Consider the following 22,359-nt stretch of genomic DNA (forward strand, 5'->3'; position numbering starts at 1 on the left):
GCTCCGTGCTCCGTGCTCCGTGCTCCGTGCTCCGTGCTCCGTGCTCCGTGCTCCGTGCTCCGTGCTCCGTGCTCCGTGCTCCGTGCTCCGTGCTCCGTACGGCCCCGTGCCCCGTATCGCCATACGGCTCCGTGCCCCGTGCCTCGCCCCCCATCGCCCCGTGCTGGCCCCGCGCACAGCAAGGCTCCTGAACCCCAGCCTTCAAGCTGAAGCCCAGCGCCGGCGCGCGCGTGGCGGCTGGGACTCCGCGGGCTACGCTGCTGGGTATGCAGGCAACCGCGTATACGTACGACCCCGACACCCGGGCGGGCAGTGTGCTGCTCGACGACGGCACCCCGCTGCCCTTCGACGCGGCGGCCTTCGACGCCGGTGGTCTGCGGCTGTTGCGCCCCGGTCAGCGAGTGCGGATCGACGTCGAGGGCGAGGGCGAGGCCCGCCGCGTCGTCTTCGTGACGCTCCAGACCTTCTGAGCCCTCCTCAGCCCTCTCAGTCCTCCGTAGTCCTTCTGGGCTTTTCTGAGGCCACCCGGGCCGCCGACCGCCCTTCCCTGGAACGCACCGCGGGCCGGGCTCCCCTGAGGGAGTCCGGCCCGGCGAGGTACTGAGCTGGACGGCGTTCGCCGTGGGTTACTTCTTCCTGGCGGTCGCCTTCTTGGCGGTGGTCGTGCGGGCCGTGGTCTTACGGGCCGGGGCCTTCTTGGCCGTCGCCTTCTTCGCGGGCGCGGTCTTCTTGGCGCTGGCCTTCTTGGCCGTGGCCGCCTTCTTGGCGGGCGTGGCCTTCTTGGCCGTGGCGGTCGTCTTCTTCGCCGGAGCCTTCTTGGCCGTGGCCGCGGTCGTCGCCGTGGTCTTCTTCGCCGGAGCCTTCTTGGCCGTGGCGGTGGTCTTCTTCGCGGTCGGCGTCGTCTTCTTCGCCGTGGTGGCGGCCTTCTTCGCCGTCGCCTTCTTGGCCGTGGCCTTCTTCGCGGCCGCCTTGGCCGTCGTACGGGTGGAAGAACCGCCCGAGAGGCTGCCCTTGGGGGCCTTCTTCACGGCCACGTCGTTCTTCGGGAGCTTCTTCGAACCGCTCACGAGGTCCTTGAAGCCCTGGCCCGCGCGGAAACGCGGCACCGAGGTCTTCTTGACCCGGACCCGCTCACCGGTCTGCGGGTTGCGGGCGTACCGCGCGGGGCGGTCGACCTTCTCGAACGAGCCGAAACCGGTGACCGATACCCGGTCACCGCCGACGACCGCGCGGACGACCGCGTCGAGTACCGCGTCGACCGCGTCTGCGGCGTTCTGACGTCCACCGAGCTTGTCGGCAATCGCTTCAACGAGCTGCGCCTTGTTCACGTCTTCCCCTTCGGAGACATAGCTGGAACGAATCTGTTCTAGCTTTTTCGCACGTTAGGCAGATATATACCGCAAATCAAACACGAAACGGCCTAATCACCCTTGTGCCGCAATGAACTCGACCGTCACGGACTTCCGTCACCGTCGAGATCTTCGGGGAAACGACCTTCATCCAGGTCGTTCATCAACCGGTCCAGACGCCGCGCCGCGTCTGCGAGATCGTGCTTGGCTGCCGCCGTGATGATCAGCAGCTTCCGGGACAGCGCCATCCGTACGCCCTCCGGGACTTGCAGTGCGCGCACCTTTGCATGCGCTTCTTTCAGCCGGTCGGCGACGATCCCGTAAAGCTGTAGTTGGGTGTCGCGTTCCATGCGCTGATTGTGCCATCTGCGGCGAGTTGTCGCCTCATGGGGCTCCAACACGCCGATGCGCCGCTGGTCCGAGGACCAGCGACGCATCGTGTCAAACGCGCTCTACGCAGGGCACACCGGGGGTGTCAGACCTGCACCGTACTGGGTTTGAAGGCCGGTCGGCCCACCTCATACGCAGCGATTTCCGGCTCCTGCCTCAGGGTCAGGCTGATGTCGTCCAGCCCTTCAAGCAGCCGCCAACGGGCGTTCTCGTCAAGCTCAAATTCAGCCGTTACTCCGGCTGCTCGCACCTGCCGTGCGACGAGGTCCACCGTGACCTCGGCGGTGGGGTCGGCCTCGGTCAACTGCCACAGCGCGTCCACCGTCTCCTGCGGCAGCAGGACCGTCAGAAGGCCGTTCTTGAGGGAGTTGCCGCGGAAGATGTCGGCGAATCGGGCGGAGATGACGGCCTTGAAGCCGTAGTTCTGCAGCGCCCACACCGCGTGCTCGCGGGAGGAGCCGGTGCCGAAGTCGGGCCCGGCGACCAGCACTGTGGCCCCGGTGCGCTCGGGCTGGTTCAGCACGAACTCGGGGTCCTTGCGCCACGCCTCGAAGAGGCCGTCCTCGAACCCGTCCCGGGTGACCTTCTTCAGCCAGTGCGCCGGGATGATCTGGTCGGTGTCGACATTGCTGCGCCGCAGCGGGACGGCACGGCCGGTGTGTGTGGTGAATGCTTCCATGGCTGTTCAGACCCCCACAGGAGCGGTCGACGGGGCGAGGTCGGCGGGCGAGGCGAGGTGCCCCAGGACGGCGGTGGCAGCGGCGACCTGAGGGGAGACCAGATGGGTGCGGCCGCCCTTGCCCTGCCTGCCCTCGAAGTTGCGGTTGGAGGTGGAGGCGGAGCGCTCGCCAGGAGCGAGTTGGTCCGGGTTCATGCCCAGGCACATCGAGCAACCCGCGTGCCGCCATTCGGCCCCAGCCGCGGTGAACACCTTGTCGAGCCCCTCCGCCACGGCCTGCAGGGCGACCCGTACGGAGCCGGGGACGACGAGCATCCGCACCCCTTCGGCGACGCTGCGGCCCTCCAGGATGGAGGCGGCCGCGCGCAGATCCTCGATCCGGCCGTTGGTGCACGAGCCCACGAACACCGTGTCCACGCGGATGTCACGCAGCCACTGACCCGCCGTCAACCCCATGTACTCCAGGGCCTTTTCTGCGGCGAACCGCTCGCTGACGTCCTCGTACGAGGCAGGGTCGGGCACGGCGGCCGACAGCGGCGCGCCCTGGCCGGGGTTGGTGCCCCAGGTGACGAACGGCGCGAGGGAGGTGGCGTCGATGACGACCTCGTGGTCGAAGACGGCGTCGTCGTCGGTGCGCAGTGTGCGCCAGTACGCGACGGCCTCGTCCCAGTCGGCGCCGCGGGGAGCGTGGTCGCGGCCTTCGAGGTAGGCGAACGTGGTCTCGTCCGGTGCGATCATCCCGGCCCGGGCTCCGGCCTCGATGGACATGTTGCAGATGGTCATCCGCGCTTCCATCGACAGCTTCTCGATGGCGGAGCCCCGGTACTCGATGACGTAGCCCTGCCCGCCACCGGTGCCGATCTTGGTGATGATCGCGAGGATCAGGTCCTTCGCGGTGACGTCCTCGGGCAGTTCGCCCTCGACGGTGATCGCCATGGTCCTGAACGGGGCCAGTGGCAGCGTCTGGGTGGCCAGCACGTGCTCCACCTGGGAGGTGCCGATGCCGAACGCCAGGGCGCCGAAGGCACCGTGCGTGGAGGTGTGGCTGTCGCCGCACACGACGGTGGTGCCCGGCTGGGTCAGTCCCAACTGCGGGCCCACCACATGGACGACGCCCTGCTCCACATCGCCGAGCGGGTGCAGCCGCACTCCGAACTCCGCGCAGTTCTTGCGCAGCGTCTCCAGCTGCGTCCGGGAGACCGGGTCGGCGATGGGCTTGTCGATGTCGAGCGTGGGGGTGTTGTGGTCCTCGGTCGCGATGGTGAGGTCGGTGCGCCGCACCCGGCGTCCGGCCTTACGGAGCCCGTCGAAGGCCTGCGGGCTGGTCACCTCGTGCAGCAGGTGCAGATCGATGAAGAGGAGGTCAGGCTCGCCTTCGGCGTGCCGGACGACATGGTCGTCCCAGACCTTCTCCGCGAGTGTCCGTCCCATCGCTTTCCCTCCGGCCGGCGTCGCTGCCGACCCAACTCGTGTGTTCGTGGGAGCGCCGTCGGAAATGTCCGGCGCCATCTCCAGACTGGCGGGTGCCGCGAGAATTTGAACTTGCGTTTCACAGTGTGAGACGCGAGTATCGTTGCATGGACAACTCTAGCGGCGTCGGCGTTCTCGACAAGGCGGCTCTGGTACTGAGCGCTCTGGAGTCCGGCCCGGCCACCCTCGCCGGGCTGGTCGCGGCGACCGGACTGGCGCGCCCCACGGCGCACCGGCTCGCGGTAGCCCTTGAGCACCACCGGATGGTCGCGCGTGACATGCAGGGCCGTTTCATCCTCGGCCCGCGGCTCTCCGAGCTCGCGGCCGCCGCGGGCGAGGACCGGCTGCTCGCCACGGCAGGCCCCGTACTCACTCACCTACGCGACGTGACCGGCGAAAGCGCCCAGCTGTACCGGCGGCAGGGCGACATGCGCATCTGCGTCGCCGCCGCGGAACGGCTGTCCGGACTGCGGGACACGGTGCCGGTCGGCTCCACGCTGCCCATGAAGGCGGGGTCCGCCGCCCAGATCCTGATGGCCTGGGAGGAGCCCGAGCGGCTGCACCGGGGTCTGCAGGGTGCCCGGTTCACGGCGACGGCCCTGTCGGGCGTACGGCGCCGGGGCTGGGCCCAGTCGATCGGTGAGCGGGAACCGGGCGTGGCGTCCGTCTCCGCGCCCGTACGGGGCCCCTCCAACCGCGTGGTCGCCTCCGTGTCCGTCTCAGGCCCGATCGAGCGGCTGACCCGCCACCCGGGCCGCATGCACGCCCAGGCGGTCATCGACGCCGCAGCACGCCTCTCCGAAGCCCTGCGCCGCACGAGCTGACCTGCCGGACCCGCCGGACCCTGCGGGCTTGCGGTCATGAGCCACGGAGCCTTCAGGGTCCCGGCAGGGCCCAGGTCCCGGTCCGGACCACGGAGCCCTGCCGGGCGTACGGAGCACGGGGGCGCCGACCTCGCGAGCACGGGGCACGGGGCGCCGCCCCCACGGGGCACGGGGCACGGGGCACCCCCACGGGGCACGGGGCACGGGGCGCCCCCACGGGGCACGGAGCCGCCCAACCGCGCGGGGCACGGGGCGGCCCCAATCGCGCACCGCCCGCAGGTGGTTGATCCGCGTGCCGATGGTGGAGACGACGAGGCCGTCGTCCGCGTCGGCGGCACCCGGCCCGGCCCGGGGTGAGCACGTCGCGCGCCGCGGAGCGCCTCATGGGAAAGCCCGTCCAGACGTCGGGCGAACGCGAAAGTGGCCCTCCGCGAAATACGGAGAGCCACTTTCTTTCTGTACCCCCGACCGGATTCGAACCGGCGCTACCGCCTTGAGAGGGCGGCGTGCTAGGCCGCTACACAACGGGGGCAAGAGCACTGCGCTGGGCTACCAGGACTCGAACCTAGACTAAATGAACCAGAATCACTCGTGCTGCCAATTACACCATAGCCCATGGTATAGACCAGTACCCCCGACCGGATTCGAACCGGCGCTACCGCCTTGAGAGGGCGGCGTGCTAGGCCGCTACACAACGGGGGCCCTAGCGATCCATTCGTCGTCGCCTCCGGGGAATTTCCGGATGGTGACGGAGTCAGGATCTGTACCCCCGACCGGATTCGAACCGGCGCTACTGCCTTGAGAGGGCAGCGTGCTAGGCCGCTACACAACGGGGGCTTGAACTTCGCGATCTCAGCTTCGCGATCAAGAGACCGGATGAAGATCTCTTGCTGGGCTACCAGGACTCGAACCTAGACTAACTGAACCAGAATCAGTCGTGCTGCCAATTACACCATAGCCCACCAAAACTCAAACCCCTCATTGGGGGTTCTTGTTTGGGTTTGCGCTTTCCATCCGGACCTGTCGGTCCCTCGTGGGCGGCGCAGGAAGAACATTACCTGAACGTGGGCGGCGCACCAAAACCGATACCGGCCGTGCGAGCGCCCGGGAGGCGGCCCCAGGCGCGCTGGGGCCGCCTCCCGGCACCCGGAGGACTACAGCGCGGCGCGCAGGCGGCGCAGCGTCTCCTCACGGCCGAGCAGCTCCATGGACTCGAACAGCGGCGGCGAGACGCGCCGACCGGTGACCGCGACCCGCAGCGGCGTGAAGGCGAACTTGGGCTTGATCCCCAGCCCGTCCACCAGCGCCTCCCGCAGCGTGGCCTGGATGGCGTCCGGCTGGAAGTCCGCCAGCTGCTCCAGGGCTGTGACGCTGGCGGCGAGCACCGGCTTGGCGTCCTCGGTGAGCACCTTGGCCGCGTCGGCCTCGTCCACCTGGAAGTCCTCCGGCTTGACGAAGAGGAAGCCGAGCATGCCGACGACCTCGCCGAGCACCACCATCCGCTCCTGCGTCAGCGGGGCCGCCTTGGCCAGCAGCTCCAGCTCGTCGCCGGTCGGTTCGCGGTCGGGGAACAGGAACGGCACGAGGCGCCGTACGAACTCCTCCGGCGCGAGGTCCCGCAGGTGCGTGGCGTTGATGGCCTCGCACTTCTTCAGGTCGAAGCGCGCCGGGTTGGCGTTCACGTCGGCGATGTCGAAGGCCGCGATCATCTCGTCCATGGAGAAGATGTCCCGGTCCTCAGCGAGGGACCAGCCGAGCAGGGACAGGTAGTTCAGCAGCCCCTCGGGGAGGAAGCCGCGCTCGCGGTAGAGGTTGAGCGAGGCCTGCGGGTCGCGCTTGGAGAGCTTCTTGTTGCCCTCGCCCATGACGTACGGGAGGTGCCCGAAGGCGGGGGTGGTGCCGTTGCCCACACCGATCTCGGCGAGCGCCGCGTACAGCGCGATCTGGCGCGGGGTGGAGGACAGCAGGTCCTCGCCGCGCAGCACGTGCGTGATCTCCATCAGCGCGTCGTCGACCGGGTTGACCAGCGTGTAGAGCGGGGCCCCGTTGGCCCGGACGATGCCGAAGTCCGGCACGTTCTCCGGGGTGAAGGTCAGCTCGCCGCGCACCAGGTCGGTGAAGGTGATCGGGGTGTCGGGCATCCGGAACCGCACGATCGAGGTGCGGCCCTCGGCTCCGTAGGCGGCGATCTGCTCAGGCGTGAGGGCGCGGCACTTGCCGTCGTAGCCCGACGGCTTGCCCGCCTTGCGCGCGGCGTCGCGGCGGGCGTCCAGCTCCTCGGTGGTGCAGTAGCAGGGGTACGCGAAGCCGCGCTCCTGGAGCTTGCGGGCGACGTCCGCGTAGAGGTCCACGCGCTGCGACTGGCGGTACGGGGCATGCGGGCCGCCGACCTCGGGGCCCTCGTCCCAGTCGAAGCCGAGCCAGCGCATCGCGTCGAGGAGCTGCTGGTAGCTCTCCTCCGAGTCGCGCGCCGCGTCGGTGTCCTCGATGCGGAAGACCAGGGTGCCGCCGTGGTGGCGGGCGAAAGCCCAGTTGAACAGGGCGGTGCGGACCAGTCCCACGTGGGGGTTACCGGTCGGCGAGGGACAGAAACGGACGCGTACGGGAGATGCGCTAGCCACGCTTGATCACCTTGTTGGTGAGAGTGCCGATGCCTTCGATGGTGACGGCGACCTCGTCGCCGACGTTGAGCGGCCCGACTCCGGCCGGGGTGCCCGTGAGGATGACGTCGCCCGGGAGCAGCGTCATGGCCTCGGTGATGTGCACGATCAGCTCCTCGACGGAGCGGACCATCTCGCTGGTGCGGCCCAGTTGCCGCTGTTCGCCGTTGACGGTGCACATGATCGCCAGGTCGCCGGGTTCGACGTCGGTCTCCACCCAGGGGCCGAGCGGGCAGGAGGTGTCGAAGCCCTTGGCGCGGGCCCACTGCTGCTCGCGGCGCTGCACGTCACGCGCGGTGACGTCGTTCGCGCAGGTGTAGCCGAGGATCACTTCGCGTGCGCGCTCGCGCGGGACCTCCCGGCACATCCGGCCGATCACGACGGCCAGCTCGGCCTCGTGGTGCAGCTCCTCCGAGAAGGCGGGGTAGGCGATCGGGTCGCCGGGGCCGGTCACCGAGGTGGAGGGCTTGAAGAACGTGACGGGGATGTCGGGGACCTCGTGGCCCAGCTCGGCGGCGTGTTCGGCGTAGTTGCGGCCGATGGCGACGACCTTGTTCGGGAGCACGGGCGGCAGCAGCCGCACCTTGTCCAGCGGGACCTTCTGGCCCGAGCGCTCGAATTCGGCGAAGGGATGTCCCTTGATGATGTCGAGGACGGGGCCGCCTTCTGTCGCGGCGTCCCCCTCCACGACTCCGAACGCGACGTTGCCGTCGATGGAGAATCTGGCGATGCGCACGGGAGGTGCTGCCCCTCACTGATCACTGGCTGGAGTCTGACGCTCCAGGCTATCGCCCCGTTTTCGGCGTGCGTGCGCTCGCGGCGCGCCGGTCGCCGGGGCCGGCGCGGCGGCGGGTGGGGCAGGATCTGGCGAGGGCACCGGGGCGCCGCGGGACGCTGGGGCCGAGCGGTGAACCGGTGGGACGCCGGAGCCGAGCGGTGAACCGGCGGGCCGGTGAGTCCGCTGGGGCGAACTGGGGCTACTGCGGGGCGTCCATCAGGATGGTGCGGCGCGGGTTCGCGGTCTGCGTGGGGAGCTCGACGGGGTGTTCCTGCTGCTCGTCCGCAGGGGTGGGCTGCAGCTCCTCGGCGTCCTTGAGGTGGGCCAGGGTGGTGCGCCGCGGGTTGGCTATGTTCCGGAACATCATCGTCGTCTTCACTGGTTCTGCCTCGTCCTTGTCGTTTCGGGATCGGGTGTAAAGCGTCAGGCTAAACGCGGCTTTCCCCAGGAATCTGCGAGCCCAGTCATGCCTGACGTGTGAGTTTCCTCACGAAGACCCCGGCAAATGCCGCATTCCAGGCACTCAACAGGACACCGCGAAACGGGCAATTCGTAGCTGAAGCTGACGTTCCGCTCTTGATCATCGCTACCCGGACACGCGGTGGCCCTGAGGGGAGCGCGGCTAATAGCCCGATATCTCAGACATTGTTGTCCACAACCGGTCATCAAACGCTCGCATTGAGTCACAAGCCCCATGGCGTCACCCACGGCTCTTGTTGGAGCATCCGGCACTGTGCTGGAATTCCCCGGACCGCCGACAGGATTCAGCTGGCGCGCAGGGGGCGCGAAGAGGCGCCGAAGGCGGCGGCTCCTCTTTCCACGAGAAAGGCAAGCGCGCCGGTCACTCACGACTCGACACCGTCCCGCCGTATCCACGGGGGGACGCCTGGTCCAGAGGTTGCGACGCTAGTGCAGGGACGTTTCAAGAGGGATGGCAACGCTGCGGCGGACCCCGAGCCGCGCGGTGGTTCCGACCGCGGTGCGGAAGCCAGTACGCGGACGAACACGCCTGGCGGCGATGAGTCCGCCGAGCAGCCGAAGCCAAAGGCTCCCACCGGGCCTGGCCCGCGAATAGCCCTGCGCAACTGGAAGATCAGCACCCGGCTTGTCTCGCTGCTCGCGCTTCCCGTGGTCGCGGCGACGACGCTGGGTGGTCTGCGTATCCAGAGCTCGATGGACAAGATCGAGCAGCTGGACCACATGAAGCTGCTCACCGAGATGACGCAGCAGGCGACCCAGCTCGCCGACGCGCTCCAGGAGGAGCGGGACAGGTCCGCCGGTCCGCTGGCAGGTGCCGGCGACGCCAAGGACGACCAGGTGGTCGCCCCGCGGCAGCGCACCGACCAGGCGCTCCTGGCGTTCACCCGGGCCACCGACGGCATCGACCCGGTCGACCCGACGGTGACCGGCGTGCAGTCCACGCTGGTGGACATCAAGAAGCAGCTTGCCAAGATCCAGGAGATCCGCAAGGACGCCTACTCCGACCCGGAGTACACCTCGCAGACCGTGGTCAGCTACAACGAGCTGATCACCTCGCTGCTGTCGCTGTCCCAGGACATGGCGCAGGCGACCAGCAACAGCGCGATGATCAGCAAGACGCGCGCGCTCGCCACCTTCTCGTCGGCCAAGGAGTACGCGTCGATCCAGCGCGCCTCCATCAGCGCCGGGCTGGCGCAGCCGAAGAAGGCCAAGCTCTCCGCGAACGACCGCCGCTACACCAGGACGGCGCTCGACAAGGAGGAGCAGGCGCTCCGCCGGTTCACGCAGATCCGCCCCGGCGACTCCCCCGAGCTGCTGTCCCCGCTCAACGGCGGCAACACCGACATCACCGCGGCCAACAAGTACGCGCTGCGCATCCTGCGCGACGACGCCGGGCTGGCGTCCGAAGACCGCACGTACATGGACTGGTACGACCAGGACACCATCAAGCTCGAAGCGATGTCGAAGATCGAGCAGACGCTGCTGACGGAGATGGAGCAGAAGGCGCGCGAGCTGCGGGCGGACGCCAAGCAGGACGCGTTCATCAACGGTGCGCTCATCCTGCTGGTGCTCGGCATCTCGCTCGTCGGCGCCTTCGTCGTCTCCCGCTCCATGGTGCGCTCGCTGCGACGGCTGCAGGACACCGCGCAGGACGTCGCCCAGCAGCGGCTGCCCGAGCTGGTCAAGCAGCTGTCCGAGCACGACCCGCAGGACGTGGACACGTCCGTGGAGTCGGTGGGTGTGCACAGCCGGGACGAGATCGGAAAGGTCGCCGCGGCGTTCGACGACGTGCACCGCGAAGCGGTCCGGCTCGCCGCCGAGCAGGCGCTGCTGCGAGGCAACGTCAACGCGATGTTCACCAACCTCTCGCGCCGCAGCCAGGGCCTCATCCAGCGCCAGCTCTCGCTCATCTCCGAGCTGGAGAGCCGCGAGGCCGACCCGGACCAGCTCTCCTCGCTGTTCAAGCTGGACCACCTCGCGACGCGTATGCGCCGTAACGGTGAGAACCTCCTCGTCCTCGCCGGTGAAGAGCCCGGCCGCCGCTGGACCCGCCCCGTCCCCCTGGTGGACGTGCTGCGCGCCGCGGCGTCGGAGGTGGAGCAGTACGAGCGGATCGAGCTCAGCTCCGTTCCCGGCACCGAGGTCGCGGGCCGGGTCGTCAACGACCTCGTGCACCTGCTCGCCGAGCTGCTGGAGAACGCCACCTCGTTCTCCTCGCCGCAGACGAAGGTGAAGGTCACCGGGCACGCGCTGCCCGACGGGCGGGTGCTCGTGGAGATCCACGACACCGGCATCGGCCTCTCACCGGAAGACCTCGCCGCGATCAACGAGCGGCTGGCCAGCCCGCCCACCGTCGATGTGTCGGTCTCCCGCCGCATGGGCCTGTTCGTGGTCGGCCGGCTGTCGCTGCGGCACGGCATCCGCATCCAGCTGCGGCCGTCCGACTCGGGCGGCACCACGGCGCTGGTCATGCTGCCGGTCGACGTCGCGCAGGGCGGCGGCAAGAAGGGCGCCCCTCCGGTGTCCGGCTCGACCGCGCCCGCCCTCGGCAAGCCGGGCTCCCCCGGCAACGGCAACGGGTCGGCTGGGCCGCTCGGCTCCACGTCCTCGCGCCGCCAGATGCCGGGCTCCGGCCAGCGGCCCGCGCTCCCCGGCAACGGTGGCCCCGCGCCGCGCGGCGGCGCGCCCGCGGGCGGCTCCAGCAGCCCCGGCCGTCAGCAGCCGAGCGGCCAGAGCGGCCGTCCCGGGATGTCCAGCAGTGGCCTGCCCTCCCGCCCTGTCGGTGCCTCCGTGCCCGGCGGCAACGGGGGCGGATCGGGCGCCGGTGCCGGTGACTTCTTCGGCGGCGGAAGCGGCAACCGGGCCAGCGGGGCGGACAACACCCCCGCGACGACCGGTGACTTCTTCGGCGGCAGCCGCGCTGGCGCGCGTAACGCCGCGAACGCGAACCAGGACGGGAGTCCCGCCACCGGTACGCACCCCGCCCTGCCCGCACGCGACAACCAGGACAACCGGAACCGTCAGGACCGGCCGGGCAGCCAGAACCGGCAGGACCGGCCGGGCGGCAAGGACCGGCAGGGCAACCAGCCGACCATCGCCCCGCCGACCGGCGCCCCCGCGAACGCCGGGCGCCCCGGTGGCTCCTCCGGCGACCCGGGCCGACGCCCGCAGCTGTCGCAGCGCGGCCCGGCTCCCGAGCTGCCCGGCGCGCCCCGCCCGGCGGTGGCCGAAGGCCCCGGCGCGCAGGGCGCGGACAGCGACGCGCAGCGGCCCGGCACGAACTGGGGTGCCCGGCGCGCCGCCGCCGCGGACGACTGGCCCGCCGCCGACCACGACGCGGACGCCGCGCGCGGCCACGAGGACATCGACACCACGCCGCCGTTCCCGCGCGGCGCGGCGGGCGGTCCCGGCGACACCGGCGAGTTCGCCGTCCCCGGGAGCACGCGTGGCGACCACGGAGCGGGGGACACGAGCGTGTTCGCGCCACGGCGCGGCGAGGACACCGGCGGGTACCCCCGCCCGGCCACCCGTGACACCGGTGAGTACGCCCAGCCGGGCCCCGCCGCCGGACAGGGCGGACAGGGCGGACAGGGCGATACTGGCCAGTTCGCCCGGCCCCCGCAGCAGGACCGGCCCGCTGCCGGTCGCGGCCCCGGTGACACCGGTCAGTTCGCCCTCCCGCGCGGCGGGTCGGGCGGCCCCGGCGACACGGGGCAGTTCAGCCTGCCGGGTGGCGGACCCGCCGACACCGGCGAGTACGCGGCGCCGCGCCCCACTGACACCGGCGAGTACCCGCAGCCCCGTCCCACCGACACCGGGTCGTACGCACGCCCCGGCATCGCCGACACCAGCACCACCGGCGAGTACGCGGCGCCCCGTCCCGCCGACACCGGCGAGTACCCGCAGCCCGGCCCCGTCGGCGGCGCGCAGGCGGGCCCCGGCGACACGACGCGGTTCGACCGGCCCGACTTCAACGGCCCGCCCCCCGGGCGCGGGGCGGCCACCGCCTACCAGGGCGGCCCGGGAGTGGGTCTGGGCGGCGCGCCGCGCGAGAGCCGCGGCCCGGCGCCGGAGCAGGACCACCTCACCGGCGAACTGCCGCTGCCGCAGGGCTTCGACGATGGGGGCACCCCCATCTTCGACACGATCGAGTCCAACTGGTTCCGCAGCCCGCAGAGCCCCGCGCAGCCCGGTCAGCCGACGGTTCCCGCAGCGGAGCCCGATGGCGGACCTGCCGGGAACGGCGCCCCGCACGGGGCGCCGGAGCCCACCGGTTCCGCCCCGTCGCTGCCCCAGCGTGAGCCCCGGTCGCAGGACGCGCGCGAGCGTACGTCCGAGCAGCCGGTGCGGACGCAGGCGGCGCCGGACACCGCGCCGGCGGCGGGTGGCGGCACGGCTTGGCGCTCCTCCCCGAACGACGAGCGGTGGCGGCGGGCCGAGCAGCTCCGCGAGCCCGCCGCCGGGGGTGTGACCGCCTCGGGGCTGCCCCGCCGGGTGCCGCGTGCCAACCTGGTCGACGGCACCGCCGAGGAGCAGACCCACCAGGCCGGCCCCCAGGTGTCGCGTGCGCCGGACGACGTACGCGGGCGACTGACCAACCTTCGTCGAGGCATCCAGCAGGGCCGTCAGGCCGGAACGGACGGGCGGCCATGAGGATCGCGGTTTTGACCACTTTTACCAGCAGGAGCGTTAGTTGAGTCCGATGAGCCAGGCCGCGCAGAACCTGAACTGGTTGATCACCAACTTCGTCGACAACACCCCAGGGGTGTCGCACACGGTGGTGGTTTCCGCCGACGGGCTCCTTTTGGCGATGTCCGAAGGATTCCCCCGCGACCGGGCCGATCAGCTGGCGGCCGTCGCCTCCGGTCTGACGTCGCTGACGGCCGGAGCCTCCCGCATCTTCGAGGGCGGCTCCGTCAACCAGACCGTGGTCGAGATGGAACGCGGCTTCCTCTTCATCATGTCCATCTCGGACGGCTCGTCCCTGGCCGTCCTCGCCCACCCGGAATGCGACATCGGCCTCGTCGGCTACGAAATGGCCCTCCTTGTCGACCGCACCGGCGGGGTCCTCACCCCCGACCTGCGCGCCGAACTGCAGGGCACTCTCCTGAACTGACTGCCCGCCACCGTCCGTCCAGCTCCATCGCCACCCCACCGGCACCGACCGACGGCACCACCGCCAGCCTGCTGTCCGACCGGAGGACCCAATGAACCCGCCCGCTGCCTCGACCGGCCCGTACGGTGCGTCTCATCACGCACCGTACGGGGATGAAGGCGACCAGCCGCTGGTGCGCCCGTACGCGATGACCGGAGGTCGCACCCGGCCCCGCTACCAGCTCGCCATCGAGGCGCTGGTCAGCACGACGGCCGACCCGGCGCACCTGCAGGGCCTGCTGCCCGAGCACCAGCGGATCTGCCACCTGTGCCGTGAGGTCAAGTCGGTCGCCGAGGTCTCCGCGCTGCTGGCGATACCGCTCGGGGTGGCCCGCATCCTCGTCGCCGACCTGGCCGAGGCCGGCATGGTCGCGATCCATCAGCCTGGCGGAAGTTCCGAATCCGGTGGCACGCCTGACGTGACTCTGCTCGAAAGGGTGCTCAGTGGACTTCGCAAGCTCTAGTGGTGAGGCCCCCCGTTCCACCACCTCTGCGAAGATCGTGGTGGCCGGTGGCTTCGGCGTGGGCAAGACCACCTTTGTCGGCGCGGTCTCGGAGATCAGCCCGCTGCGCACCGAGGCCGTGATGACCTCCGCTTCGGCGGGGATCGACGATTTGAGCCACGTTCAGGACAAGACCACGACGACCGTGGCGATGGACTTCGGCCGTATCACGCTCGATGACGACCTGATCCTTTATCTGTTCGGCACACCCGGCCAGGACCGTTTCTGGTTCATGTGGGACGATCTGGTCCGCGGCGCCATCGGTGCCATCGTCCTGGTGGACACCCGGCGGCTCGCGGACTGCTTCCCCGCCGTCGACTACTTCGAGAACTCCGGGCTGCCGTTCGTCATCGCCCTCAACGGGTTCAACGGTCATCAGCCCTACACCCCCGATGAGGTGCGCGAAGCACTCCAGATCGGCCCGGACACGCCGATCATCGTCACCGACGCCCGGCACCGCAGCGAGACGAAGAGTGCGCTTATCACCCTCGTTGAGCACGCTTTGATGGCCCGGCTCAAGTAACGTATCGAGCACGGAAGTTACCCGGGTCGGCTTTCTGGGGCCGCATTGCGGGCGGCATTGTGTCCTTTGACACGATGGGCTCGTGGATGGCTCGTGGATTCATAACGTTTCGACAGAGAATTACCCGGCCCGAGCGATACGCACAGCGACCAATTGGTTTCACTGCGCATACATTTTGCCTGAATTTTGCGACCGCTCGCCCTTAACGCCCGTTTTATCTCAGTGGCCGACAGCCCTCTGTCCGTGCTGCTCACTGTTTGGAATGCGCCTGCCTGACGTGCTGGAATTCGCTGAACTGAGCAGTAAGGGCTCAGCTGAGAACGGCACAACATCAGGTGCCGACGCCGAGAGGTTGTTGGTCGAGTGAGGCGAAGCACAACGGCGCCCGCGGCAGGAAAGCTCAAGCCGGAGGCCGATCAGGGCCAGGCGCGGGGCAATTTCACGCCGCCACCGCGCACAGCGGCGTCGCCCTCTGACGTACCCGTACCCGAGTCCCCGGGCCCCAGCGGGAGCAAGTGGTCCCCGCGCAACTGGCGGGTGCCGGTCCGGCTGAACGCGATTCTGCTGATTCCAGTGCTGGTCGCACTGGTCTTCGGCGGCTTCCAGGTCGCCTCGTCCGTGAAGACCTGGACCGAGGCCCAGGAGGCGGAGGACACCGCACGTCTGGTGCGGGCCGCCGCCACCTACGGTCAGGCTCTGAAAATCGAGCGTGACGTTTCTGCGGTTCCGCTCCTCACCGGCGGTTCCACCGACGCCGTGAAGCAGGCGCGTACGGCCACGGACAACGCCGCCGCCGAGTTCGACGAGGCCGTCGACGCCATGCCCGACGAGGCGGGCCTCCAGCGCCGCCTGAAGGCGTTCAGGTCCGTCGAGCCGCGCCTCGCCACGCTGCGCCAGAACGCGTACACCTCGCGGCTGGCGGGCGTGCAGACCGAAGAGGGCTACGTCACCGTCCAGCACCCGCTGATGGAGTTCGCCAACGAGCTCGGTCTGGGCACCGGCAACATCACCTCGTACGGCCGCACCGTCTACGCGATCTCGCTGGCCAAGGCCGCCGAGTCGCTGCAGCGTTCCATCGGCAGCCACCTGCTGGTCAAGCCCGGCCCCAGCGCCGCGGACCGGCAGGCCCAGCTGACCGCCTTCTCCTCGTACGCGTACCTGGAGCGAATCGCCCTGGTCGAGTTCGAGTCCGGCGGCCTGGCGGAGGACACCGCCCGCCTCAAGGCGGCTCTGACGAAGGCGGAGAAGGACGGCAAGCGGCGGGTCGCCGAGGCGAAGGCCGAGGCCGAGGCCGAGTCCGACGGCAAGAAGTTCGTGCCGCCGCCGTCCATGGAAGCCATGATCAAGGCCATCGGCTCGGGCGCCAAGCCCTCTGAGCTGAAGGCGCAGGGCATCACTCAGGAAGCCTGGTTCGCCACCGCGACGGCCAAGTTCGACGCCTACCGCTCGGTGGAGAAGAGCCTGGTGGACAAGGCGGTCGCCGAGGCCTCGCAGATCTCCTCGGACGCCAAGCGGGACACCTTCGTGAACTCCGCGATCGTGCTCTTCGCGCTCCTCGTCGCGTTCATCGTGGCCGGGATGATGGCCCGCTCCATGAGCCGCAGCATGCGCCGCCTGCGCAACGCCGCCTTCGACGTCGCCGAACAGCGGCTGCCCGAGCTGGTCGACCAACTCTCCCGGACCGAGCCGGGCCGGGTGGACACCCGGGTACAGCCGATCCCGATCACCTCGCGGGACGAGATCGGCGAGGTCGCCCGGGCGTTCGACCAGGTGCACAGGGAAGCGGTGCGGCTCGCCGCCGAGCAGGCTCTGCTGCGGGGCAACGTCAACGCGATCTTCACCAACCTCTCGCGCCGTAACCAGGGCCTCATCGAGCGGCAGCTGACGCTGATCAGCACGCTGGAGAACAACGAGGCCGACCCGGACCAGCTGGAAAACCTGTTCCGGATGGACCACCTGGCGACCCGCATGCGCCGCAACGGCGAGAACCTGCTGGTGCTCGCCGGTGAGGAGCCGGGGCGCCGGTGGAACCAGCCGGTACCTCTGGTGGACGTGCTGCGCGCGGCCTCCTCCGAGGTGGAGAACTACGAGCGCATCGAGCTGACCGGCGTCCCGGAGAGCGAGATCCACGGCAACGCCGTGACCGACCTCGTGCACCTGCTCGCCGAGCTGCTGGAGAACGCCACCACCTTCTCCTCACCGCACACCAAGGTGCGGGTCACCGCGACCCGGCTGCCCGACGGCCGGGTGATGGTCGAGATCCACGACAAGGGGATCGGCCTCACCGCCGAGGACTTCGCGGACATCAACCACAAGCTCGCCCACCCGCCGACCGTCGACGTGGCGATCTCGCAGCGCATGGGCCTGTTCGTGGTCGGCCGCCTGGCCAATCGGCACGGCATCCGGGTGCAGCTGCGCCCCTCCGGTGAGCAGGCGGGCACCACCTCGCTCGTCATGCTGCCCGAGCCGATCACGCACGGCGGTGGCGGCGACGACTTCGTCGAGGACGACTTCACCGTCTCCCCCATCGTCGAGCAGCCCGCCGACCACTACCTGCCCCAGGGGCTCGGCACCCAGCGCACGGCGGCGGAGCTCGGCTTCAACGACGCGCGCTACGACGGCGGCTACAACGCCCAGGAGGCCGACGGCGCCCCGTACGGGGACGACGCGCGGCAGGCGCCCTACGGGGCCGCCCAGGACGCTCCGTACGGGAACCGCGCGGGCCCCGCTTACACCGACTACCCGGACGACGGCCAGGGCGCTCCGTACGGGCAGCAGGCGGCGGACTTCCGCGACGAATCCGGGGCCGGGGCGGGCCCGGACGGCGGTTACCGGCAAGCGCCGTCCGGTTACCGGGACGACGGCTATCCGGAAGCTCCCTACGGGGACCAGGCCGATGCCACGCAGCAGCCGTACGCCGACTACAACGCCCCTGCTCACCAGGGTGAGTGGGCGGCGCCCAACGGCTACGACAATCGGTTCGACGACGGATACGGAACCGAACCGGAAGCTGTTCCGAACGCTACGCAAGAAGCCTCGGACCGCGTAGAGTTCCACCGTCCGGGCCCTGCGCCCAGTGGCGTCCGCTCGGTCACCGGCGCTGGTCTCCCGCGCCGTGACAAGCAATGGCAAGACGCGGACGCGGACGCCGCGGACAGTACCGAGACAGCAGACACAGCACCCGAGGAGTCTGGAGAGCCGGAGCAGCGCGACGACTCCTCCTGGCAGTCGGCCAATGACGAGCGCTGGCACCGCGCCGAGCAGCTCCGCGAGCCGAAGGCAGGCGGAATCACTCCGTCCGGTCTGCCCCGGCGGGTACCGAAGGCCAACCTGGTCGAGGGCACCGCCGAGGAGAGCCAGCAGGGCGGCCCGCAGATCTCACGGGCCCCCGAGGACGTCCGCGGCAGGTTGAGTAACCTGCGGCGCGGGGTCCAGCAGGGCCGGAACGCGAGCGCCGAGAGCACCACGCAGGACCAGCATGACCAACAGGGCTACGGCCCCGGCAGCACCTACGATCAGGAGCGTTAGTGTGAGCCCGATGAGCCAGGCGGCGCAGAACCTGAACTGGTTGATCACCAACTTCGTGGACAACACCCCAGGGGTGTCGCACACAGTGGTGGTTTCCGCCGATGGACTCCTTTTGGCGATGTCCGAAGGCTTCCCCCGCGACCGGGCCGATCAACTGGCGGCCGTCGCCTCCGGCCTGACCTCGCTGACCGCCGGAGCCTCCCGCATCTTCGAGGGCGGCTCCGTCAACCAGACCGTGGTCGAGATGGAACGCGGCTTCCTCTTCATCATGTCCATCTCGGACGGCTCATCCCTGGCCGTCCTCGCCCACCCCGATTGCGACATCGGCCTCGTCGGTTACGAGATGGCCCTCCTTGTCGACCGCACCGGCGGGGTCCTCACCCCGGATCTCCGCGCGGAACTGCAAGGGAGCCTTCTCAACTAACAAACAAACAGTGCGTTTCGCGCCACCGCGCCATAGGGTTCGGTGGCGCGACCGGCAAACAGGCGAGTTGGAGGAGGACCCGTGGCAACGCCCCCGAGCGGCTATTCGTACGGCGATGGGCAGCAGTCTGACCCTCAAGGTGAGGCCCCGCTGAACCGGTTCAACTTCCCCTCCGCGCCAAGCCGCCGGGTCCAGCCAGCGTCCCAGCAGCAGCCGGGGGGCACCGCTGAAGGCAACTGGCAGAACGAGCAGCAGCGGCCCCCGTACCGGCAGCCCCAGCACGGCGCTCCGCAGCACGGCGCGCCCCAGCATGGCGCACCACAGCACGGCGCGCCGCAGGGGTATCCGCAGCAGCCGTACGGGCAGCAGCCGTACGGCCGGGGGCCCTACCAGCCGCAGCAACCGCAACAGCCGCAGCGTGGATACGAGCCGCAGCGCGGCCCGCGCGTCCAGCCGGCGCGGCCCTCCCGGCGCGAACCGGACCCAGGACCGGCGGGCGGCACGCACAACCCGCTGGTACGCCCGTACGCGATGACCGGGGGCCGCACCCGGCCCCGTTACCAGCTCGCCATCGAGGCGCTGGTCAGCACCACCGCAGATCCGTCCCAGCTTCAGGGCCAGCTGCCCGAGCACCAGCGGATCTGCCACCTGTGCCGCGAGATCAAGTCGGTCGCCGAGATCTCCGCACTGCTTTCCATCCCCCTTGGCGTCTCCCGCATCCTCGTAGCCGACCTGGCCGAGGCGGGGCTCGTCGCCATCCATCAGCCCGGCGGCGACGAGACCGCCGGCGGTCAGCCTGACGTGACACTGCTCGAAAGGGTGCTCAGTGGACTTCGCAAGCTCTAGCGGTGCAGCCCGCTCCACCACCTCCGCGAAGATCGTGGTGGCGGGCGGCTTCGGCGTGGGCAAGACCACGTTCGTCGGCGCGGTCTCGGAGATCAACCCGCTGCGCACCGAAGCTGTGATGACCTCCGCCTCGGCGGGGATCGACGATCTCACGCACGCGCCGGACAAGACCACCACCACGGTGGCGATGGACTTCGGCCGCATCACGCTCGACCAGGACCTGATCCTGTACTTGTTCGGCACGCCCGGCCAGGACCGTTTCTGGTTCATGTGGGACGACCTGGTCCGCGGCGCCATCGGCGCCGTCGTCCTGGTGGACACCCGGCGGCTCGCGGACTGCTTCCCCGCCGTGGACTACTTCGAGAACTCCGGGCTGCCGTTCGTCATCGCCCTCAACGGCTTCGACGGGCATCAGCCCTACACCCCCGACGAGGTCCGTGAAGCACTCCAGATCGGGCCTGACGCGCCGATCATCGTCACCGACGCCCGGCACCGCAGCGAGGCGAAGAGCGCGCTCATCACGCTTGTCGAGCACGCCCTGATGGCGCGCCTGCGCTAGGGCAGGGCCCGCAGCGGCCCCGCGAACGGCGAAGGTCCCCGCGCTCCACGACGGAGCGGCGGGGACCTCGCCGTTTACGGGGCACGGTGCGCGCCGTACGGCGCCACGGGGCCCCGCGCGGGAGGCCACGGGGCCACTGGACGCGCGAGTCCCCGCCGCTCCGGGCCGGAGCGGCGGGGACTCGTACTGCCTGCTGCCGTGTGCTGTCGGGCGGTGCTCAGCCCTGCCAGCTGTGCGGGGCGCGGAAGCCGGGCGTGCGCTCCAGACGGCGCCAGCGGGCGGAGGAGCGGCGCGGGGCCGGAGCGGCGGAGTGGCCCTGCGTGGCGGCGGCGCGGGCGAGCAGGACCGCGGTGACCGCGGCCAGCTCCTCAGCGTCGGCGTGCCCCTTCTCGACCCGCACCACGGTGTCGTTCGCCGTGGTGGCGTTGGTGGCGGATGTAGCGGGTTCGGTGCTCACAGTGTCTTCGTCTCCATTACTGCGGCGGGTTGCCGTGCTTACGCGACGGCAGGTCAGCGTGCTTGTTGCGCAGCATCGCCAGGGAACGGATCAGCACCTCGCGGGTTTCGGCCGGGTCGATGACGTCGTCGACCAGGCCGCGCTCGGCGGCGTAGTAGGGGTGCATCAGCTCGGACTTGTACTCCTTGACCATGCGGGCACGCATGGCCTCGGGGTCGTCCGCGCCGGCGATCTGCTTACGGAAGATGACGTTCGCGGCGCCCTCGGCGCCCATGACCGCGATCTCGTTCGTGGGCCAGGCGTACGTGAGGTCGGCGCCGATGGACTGGGAGTCCATCACAATGTAGGCACCGCCGTACGCCTTGCGAAGGATGACCGAGATCCGCGGCACCGTGGCGTTGCAGTACGCGTAGAGCATCTTGGCGCCGTGCCGGATGATCCCGCCGTGTTCCTGGTCGACGCCGGGCAGGAAGCCCGGTACGTCCAGGAGGGTGACCAGCGGGATGTTGAAGGCATCGCACATCTGGATGAAGCGCGCGGACTTCTCCGACGCCTCGATGTCCAGCACGCCGGCCAGCGACTGGGGCTGGTTGGCGATGATGCCGACCACGGCGCCGTCGAGCCGGGCGAGGGCGCAGATGATGTTGGTCGCCCAGCGCTCGTGGATCTCCAGGAACTCGCCGTCGTCGACGATCTCCTCGATGACCTTGCGCATGTCGTAGGGGCGGTTGCCGTCGGCCGGGACCAGGTCGAGCAGCGCGTCGCCGCGCCGGTCGACGGGGTCGGCCGGTTCGACGACCGGCGGGTTCTCCCTGTTGTTCTGCGGGAGCAGGGACAGGAGGTAGCGCACCTCTTCGAGGCAGGTCTCCTCGTCGTCGTACGCGAAGTGGCACACGCCCGAGGTCTCAGCGTGCACATCGGCCCCCCCGAGGCCGTTCTGGGAGACCTTCTCACCGGTCACGGCCTGCACGACGTCAGGGCCGGTGATGAACATCTGCGAGGTCTCGCGGACCATGAAGACGAAGTCGGTCAGCGCGGGGCTGTAGGCCGCGCCGCCCGCGCACGGGCCGAGCATCACCGAGATCTGCGGGATGACGCCGGAGGCGCGGGTGTTGCGCTGGAAGATACCGCCGTAGCCCGCGAGCGCCGAGACGCCCTCCTGGATGCGGGCTCCGGCACCGTCGTTGAGGGACACCAGGGGCGCCCCGGCCGAAATGGCCATGTCCATGATCTTGTGGATCTTGGTCGCGTGGGCCTCGCCGAGCGCGCCGCCGAAGATCCGGAAGTCGTGCGCGTAGACGAAGACGGTGCGGCCGTGGACGGTGCCCCAGCCGGTGATCACGCCGTCGGTGTACGGCTTCTTCGCCTCCAGCCCGAACCCGACCGCCCGGTGCCGCCGCAGGGGCTCCACCTCACTGAAGGAGCCCTCGTCGAGGAGGAGGTCGATCCGCTCCCGAGCCGTCAGTTTGCCCTTGGCCTTCTGAGCCTCGGTCGCTCGCTCGCTCGGACCACGCCGAGCCTGCTCGCGGATGGCGTGCAGCTCGGCGACGCGCCCACGGACGTCACTCGCCGCTACGGGCGCACCTTCGAGATTGGTCATGCATCGACGGTACGTTCCCGGACCCTGGGAACCTCATGTCGTTTCCCTACAACGTCATGCTCGTTTTCGTGGGCAGGCGGCACAGAACTACGCGGCGCCTTTCGCCCACCTACCAGCTCGGTACACGCACTGCCG

General features: G+C 70.0%; 19 protein-coding genes and 5 tRNA genes. 10 read left to right on the forward strand and 14 right to left on the reverse strand.

Annotated features, from left to right (window positions below; all coding sequences use genetic code 11):
* Positions 1 to 266: 266 nt before the first annotated feature.
* Positions 267 to 470: a hypothetical protein gene (locus tag AC5P1B_RS33400; protein ID WP_493891767.1), complete on the forward strand. Its 204-nt coding sequence runs from the start codon at positions 267 to 269 to the stop codon at positions 468 to 470.
* Positions 471 to 626: 156 nt separating this feature from the next.
* Here the strand turns inward: AC5P1B_RS33400 and AC5P1B_RS33405 are convergent, their stop codons facing one another.
* The 4 genes from AC5P1B_RS33405 to leuC form a co-directional block, all read right to left on the reverse strand.
* Positions 627 to 1,328 carry an HU family DNA-binding protein gene (locus tag AC5P1B_RS33405; protein ID WP_493891768.1) on the reverse strand — a complete coding sequence of 234 codons (702 nt, stop codon included), beginning with the start codon at positions 1,326 to 1,328 and terminating at the stop codon, positions 627 to 629.
* Between the two features lie 125 nt (positions 1,329 to 1,453).
* Positions 1,454 to 1,699 carry an SCO5555 family protein gene (locus AC5P1B_RS33410; RefSeq protein ID WP_493891769.1) on the reverse strand — a complete coding sequence of 82 codons (246 nt, stop codon included), beginning with the start codon at positions 1,697 to 1,699 and terminating at the stop codon, positions 1,454 to 1,456.
* A gap of 125 nt (positions 1,700 to 1,824) precedes the next feature.
* Positions 1,825 to 2,418, reverse strand: a complete 594-nt coding sequence (gene leuD, locus AC5P1B_RS33415) for a 3-isopropylmalate dehydratase small subunit (protein ID WP_493891770.1) — start codon at positions 2,416 to 2,418, stop codon at positions 1,825 to 1,827.
* Between the two features lie 6 nt (positions 2,419 to 2,424).
* On the reverse strand, positions 2,425 to 3,849 hold the full coding sequence (gene leuC, locus AC5P1B_RS33420; RefSeq protein WP_493891771.1) for a 3-isopropylmalate dehydratase large subunit: 1,425 nt from the start codon (positions 3,847 to 3,849) through the stop codon (positions 2,425 to 2,427).
* A 146-nt stretch (positions 3,850 to 3,995) separates the two neighbouring features.
* On the opposite strand from leuC, the gene ndgR reads away from it, so the two are divergent.
* Positions 3,996 to 4,712 carry an IclR family transcriptional regulator NdgR gene (gene ndgR, locus AC5P1B_RS33425; RefSeq protein WP_493891772.1) on the forward strand — a complete coding sequence of 239 codons (717 nt, stop codon included), beginning with the start codon at positions 3,996 to 3,998 and terminating at the stop codon, positions 4,710 to 4,712.
* 459 nt (positions 4,713 to 5,171) lie between these two features.
* Here ndgR and AC5P1B_RS33430 read toward each other — a convergent pair.
* From AC5P1B_RS33430 to AC5P1B_RS33465, 8 genes are all read right to left on the reverse strand, one after another.
* A tRNA-Glu gene (locus AC5P1B_RS33430) sits at positions 5,172 to 5,244 on the reverse strand.
* 12 nt (positions 5,245 to 5,256) lie between these two features.
* A tRNA-Gln gene (locus AC5P1B_RS33435) sits at positions 5,257 to 5,328 on the reverse strand.
* A gap of 13 nt (positions 5,329 to 5,341) precedes the next feature.
* Positions 5,342 to 5,414 (reverse strand) — tRNA-Glu (locus tag AC5P1B_RS33440).
* A 62-nt stretch (positions 5,415 to 5,476) separates the two neighbouring features.
* A tRNA-Glu gene (locus AC5P1B_RS33445) sits at positions 5,477 to 5,549 on the reverse strand.
* 53 nt (positions 5,550 to 5,602) lie between these two features.
* Positions 5,603 to 5,674: transfer RNA gene (locus tag AC5P1B_RS33450), tRNA-Gln, on the reverse strand.
* 192 nt (positions 5,675 to 5,866) lie between these two features.
* Positions 5,867 to 7,333 carry a glutamate--tRNA ligase gene (gene gltX / locus AC5P1B_RS33455; RefSeq protein WP_493891773.1) on the reverse strand — a complete coding sequence of 489 codons (1,467 nt, stop codon included), beginning with the start codon at positions 7,331 to 7,333 and terminating at the stop codon, positions 5,867 to 5,869.
* Positions 7,326 to 8,108: a fumarylacetoacetate hydrolase family protein gene (locus AC5P1B_RS33460; protein WP_493891774.1), complete on the reverse strand. Its 783-nt coding sequence runs from the start codon at positions 8,106 to 8,108 to the stop codon at positions 7,326 to 7,328. The genes gltX and AC5P1B_RS33460 overlap by 8 nt, the downstream gene beginning before the upstream one ends.
* A gap of 241 nt (positions 8,109 to 8,349) precedes the next feature.
* Positions 8,350 to 8,529, reverse strand: coding sequence for a hypothetical protein (locus AC5P1B_RS33465; RefSeq protein ID WP_493891775.1), 180 nt, complete (start codon positions 8,527 to 8,529; stop codon positions 8,350 to 8,352).
* Between the two features lie 530 nt (positions 8,530 to 9,059).
* Between AC5P1B_RS33465 and AC5P1B_RS33470 the strand changes: the two genes are divergently transcribed.
* From AC5P1B_RS33470 to AC5P1B_RS33505, 8 genes are all read left to right on the forward strand, one after another.
* Positions 9,060 to 13,283: a nitrate- and nitrite sensing domain-containing protein gene (locus AC5P1B_RS33470; RefSeq protein ID WP_493891776.1), complete on the forward strand. Its 4,224-nt coding sequence runs from the start codon at positions 9,060 to 9,062 to the stop codon at positions 13,281 to 13,283.
* A gap of 49 nt (positions 13,284 to 13,332) precedes the next feature.
* On the forward strand, positions 13,333 to 13,746 hold the full coding sequence (locus AC5P1B_RS33475) for a roadblock/LC7 domain-containing protein (protein ID WP_493891799.1): 414 nt from the start codon (positions 13,333 to 13,335) through the stop codon (positions 13,744 to 13,746).
* 91 nt (positions 13,747 to 13,837) lie between these two features.
* On the forward strand, positions 13,838 to 14,248 hold the full coding sequence (locus AC5P1B_RS33480; protein ID WP_493891777.1) for a DUF742 domain-containing protein: 411 nt from the start codon (positions 13,838 to 13,840) through the stop codon (positions 14,246 to 14,248).
* Positions 14,229 to 14,810: a GTP-binding protein gene (locus AC5P1B_RS33485; RefSeq protein ID WP_493891778.1), complete on the forward strand. Its 582-nt coding sequence runs from the start codon at positions 14,229 to 14,231 to the stop codon at positions 14,808 to 14,810. Before AC5P1B_RS33480 ends, AC5P1B_RS33485 begins: the two co-directional genes overlap by 20 nt.
* 363 nt (positions 14,811 to 15,173) lie before the next feature.
* The gene (locus AC5P1B_RS33490) at positions 15,174 to 18,338 is read left to right on the forward strand and encodes a sensor histidine kinase (RefSeq protein ID WP_493891779.1); all 3,165 of its coding nucleotides are present in this window, start codon (positions 15,174 to 15,176) and stop codon (positions 18,336 to 18,338) included.
* A gap of 10 nt (positions 18,339 to 18,348) precedes the next feature.
* Entirely contained in the window at positions 18,349 to 18,762 is a 414-nt protein-coding gene (locus tag AC5P1B_RS33495; protein ID WP_493891800.1) for a roadblock/LC7 domain-containing protein, read from the forward strand.
* 81 nt (positions 18,763 to 18,843) lie between these two features.
* On the forward strand, positions 18,844 to 19,608 hold the full coding sequence (locus AC5P1B_RS33500; RefSeq protein WP_493891780.1) for a DUF742 domain-containing protein: 765 nt from the start codon (positions 18,844 to 18,846) through the stop codon (positions 19,606 to 19,608).
* Positions 19,589 to 20,167, forward strand: a complete 579-nt coding sequence (locus AC5P1B_RS33505; RefSeq protein WP_159469791.1) for a GTP-binding protein — start codon at positions 19,589 to 19,591, stop codon at positions 20,165 to 20,167. The genes AC5P1B_RS33500 and AC5P1B_RS33505 overlap by 20 nt, the downstream gene beginning before the upstream one ends.
* Before the next feature lie 217 nt (positions 20,168 to 20,384).
* On the opposite strand, the gene AC5P1B_RS33510 is transcribed toward AC5P1B_RS33505, so the two are convergent.
* Complete coding sequence (locus tag AC5P1B_RS33510; RefSeq protein WP_493891781.1) at positions 20,385 to 20,624, reverse strand: acyl-CoA carboxylase subunit epsilon; 240 nt, start codon at positions 20,622 to 20,624, stop codon at positions 20,385 to 20,387.
* Positions 20,625 to 20,640: 16 nt separating this feature from the next.
* Entirely contained in the window at positions 20,641 to 22,224 is a 1,584-nt protein-coding gene (locus AC5P1B_RS33515) for an acyl-CoA carboxylase subunit beta (protein ID WP_493891782.1), read from the reverse strand.
* Positions 22,225 to 22,359 lie beyond the last annotated feature (135 nt).

It is taken from the genome of Streptomyces sp. A01 (genome assembly GCF_059026195.1).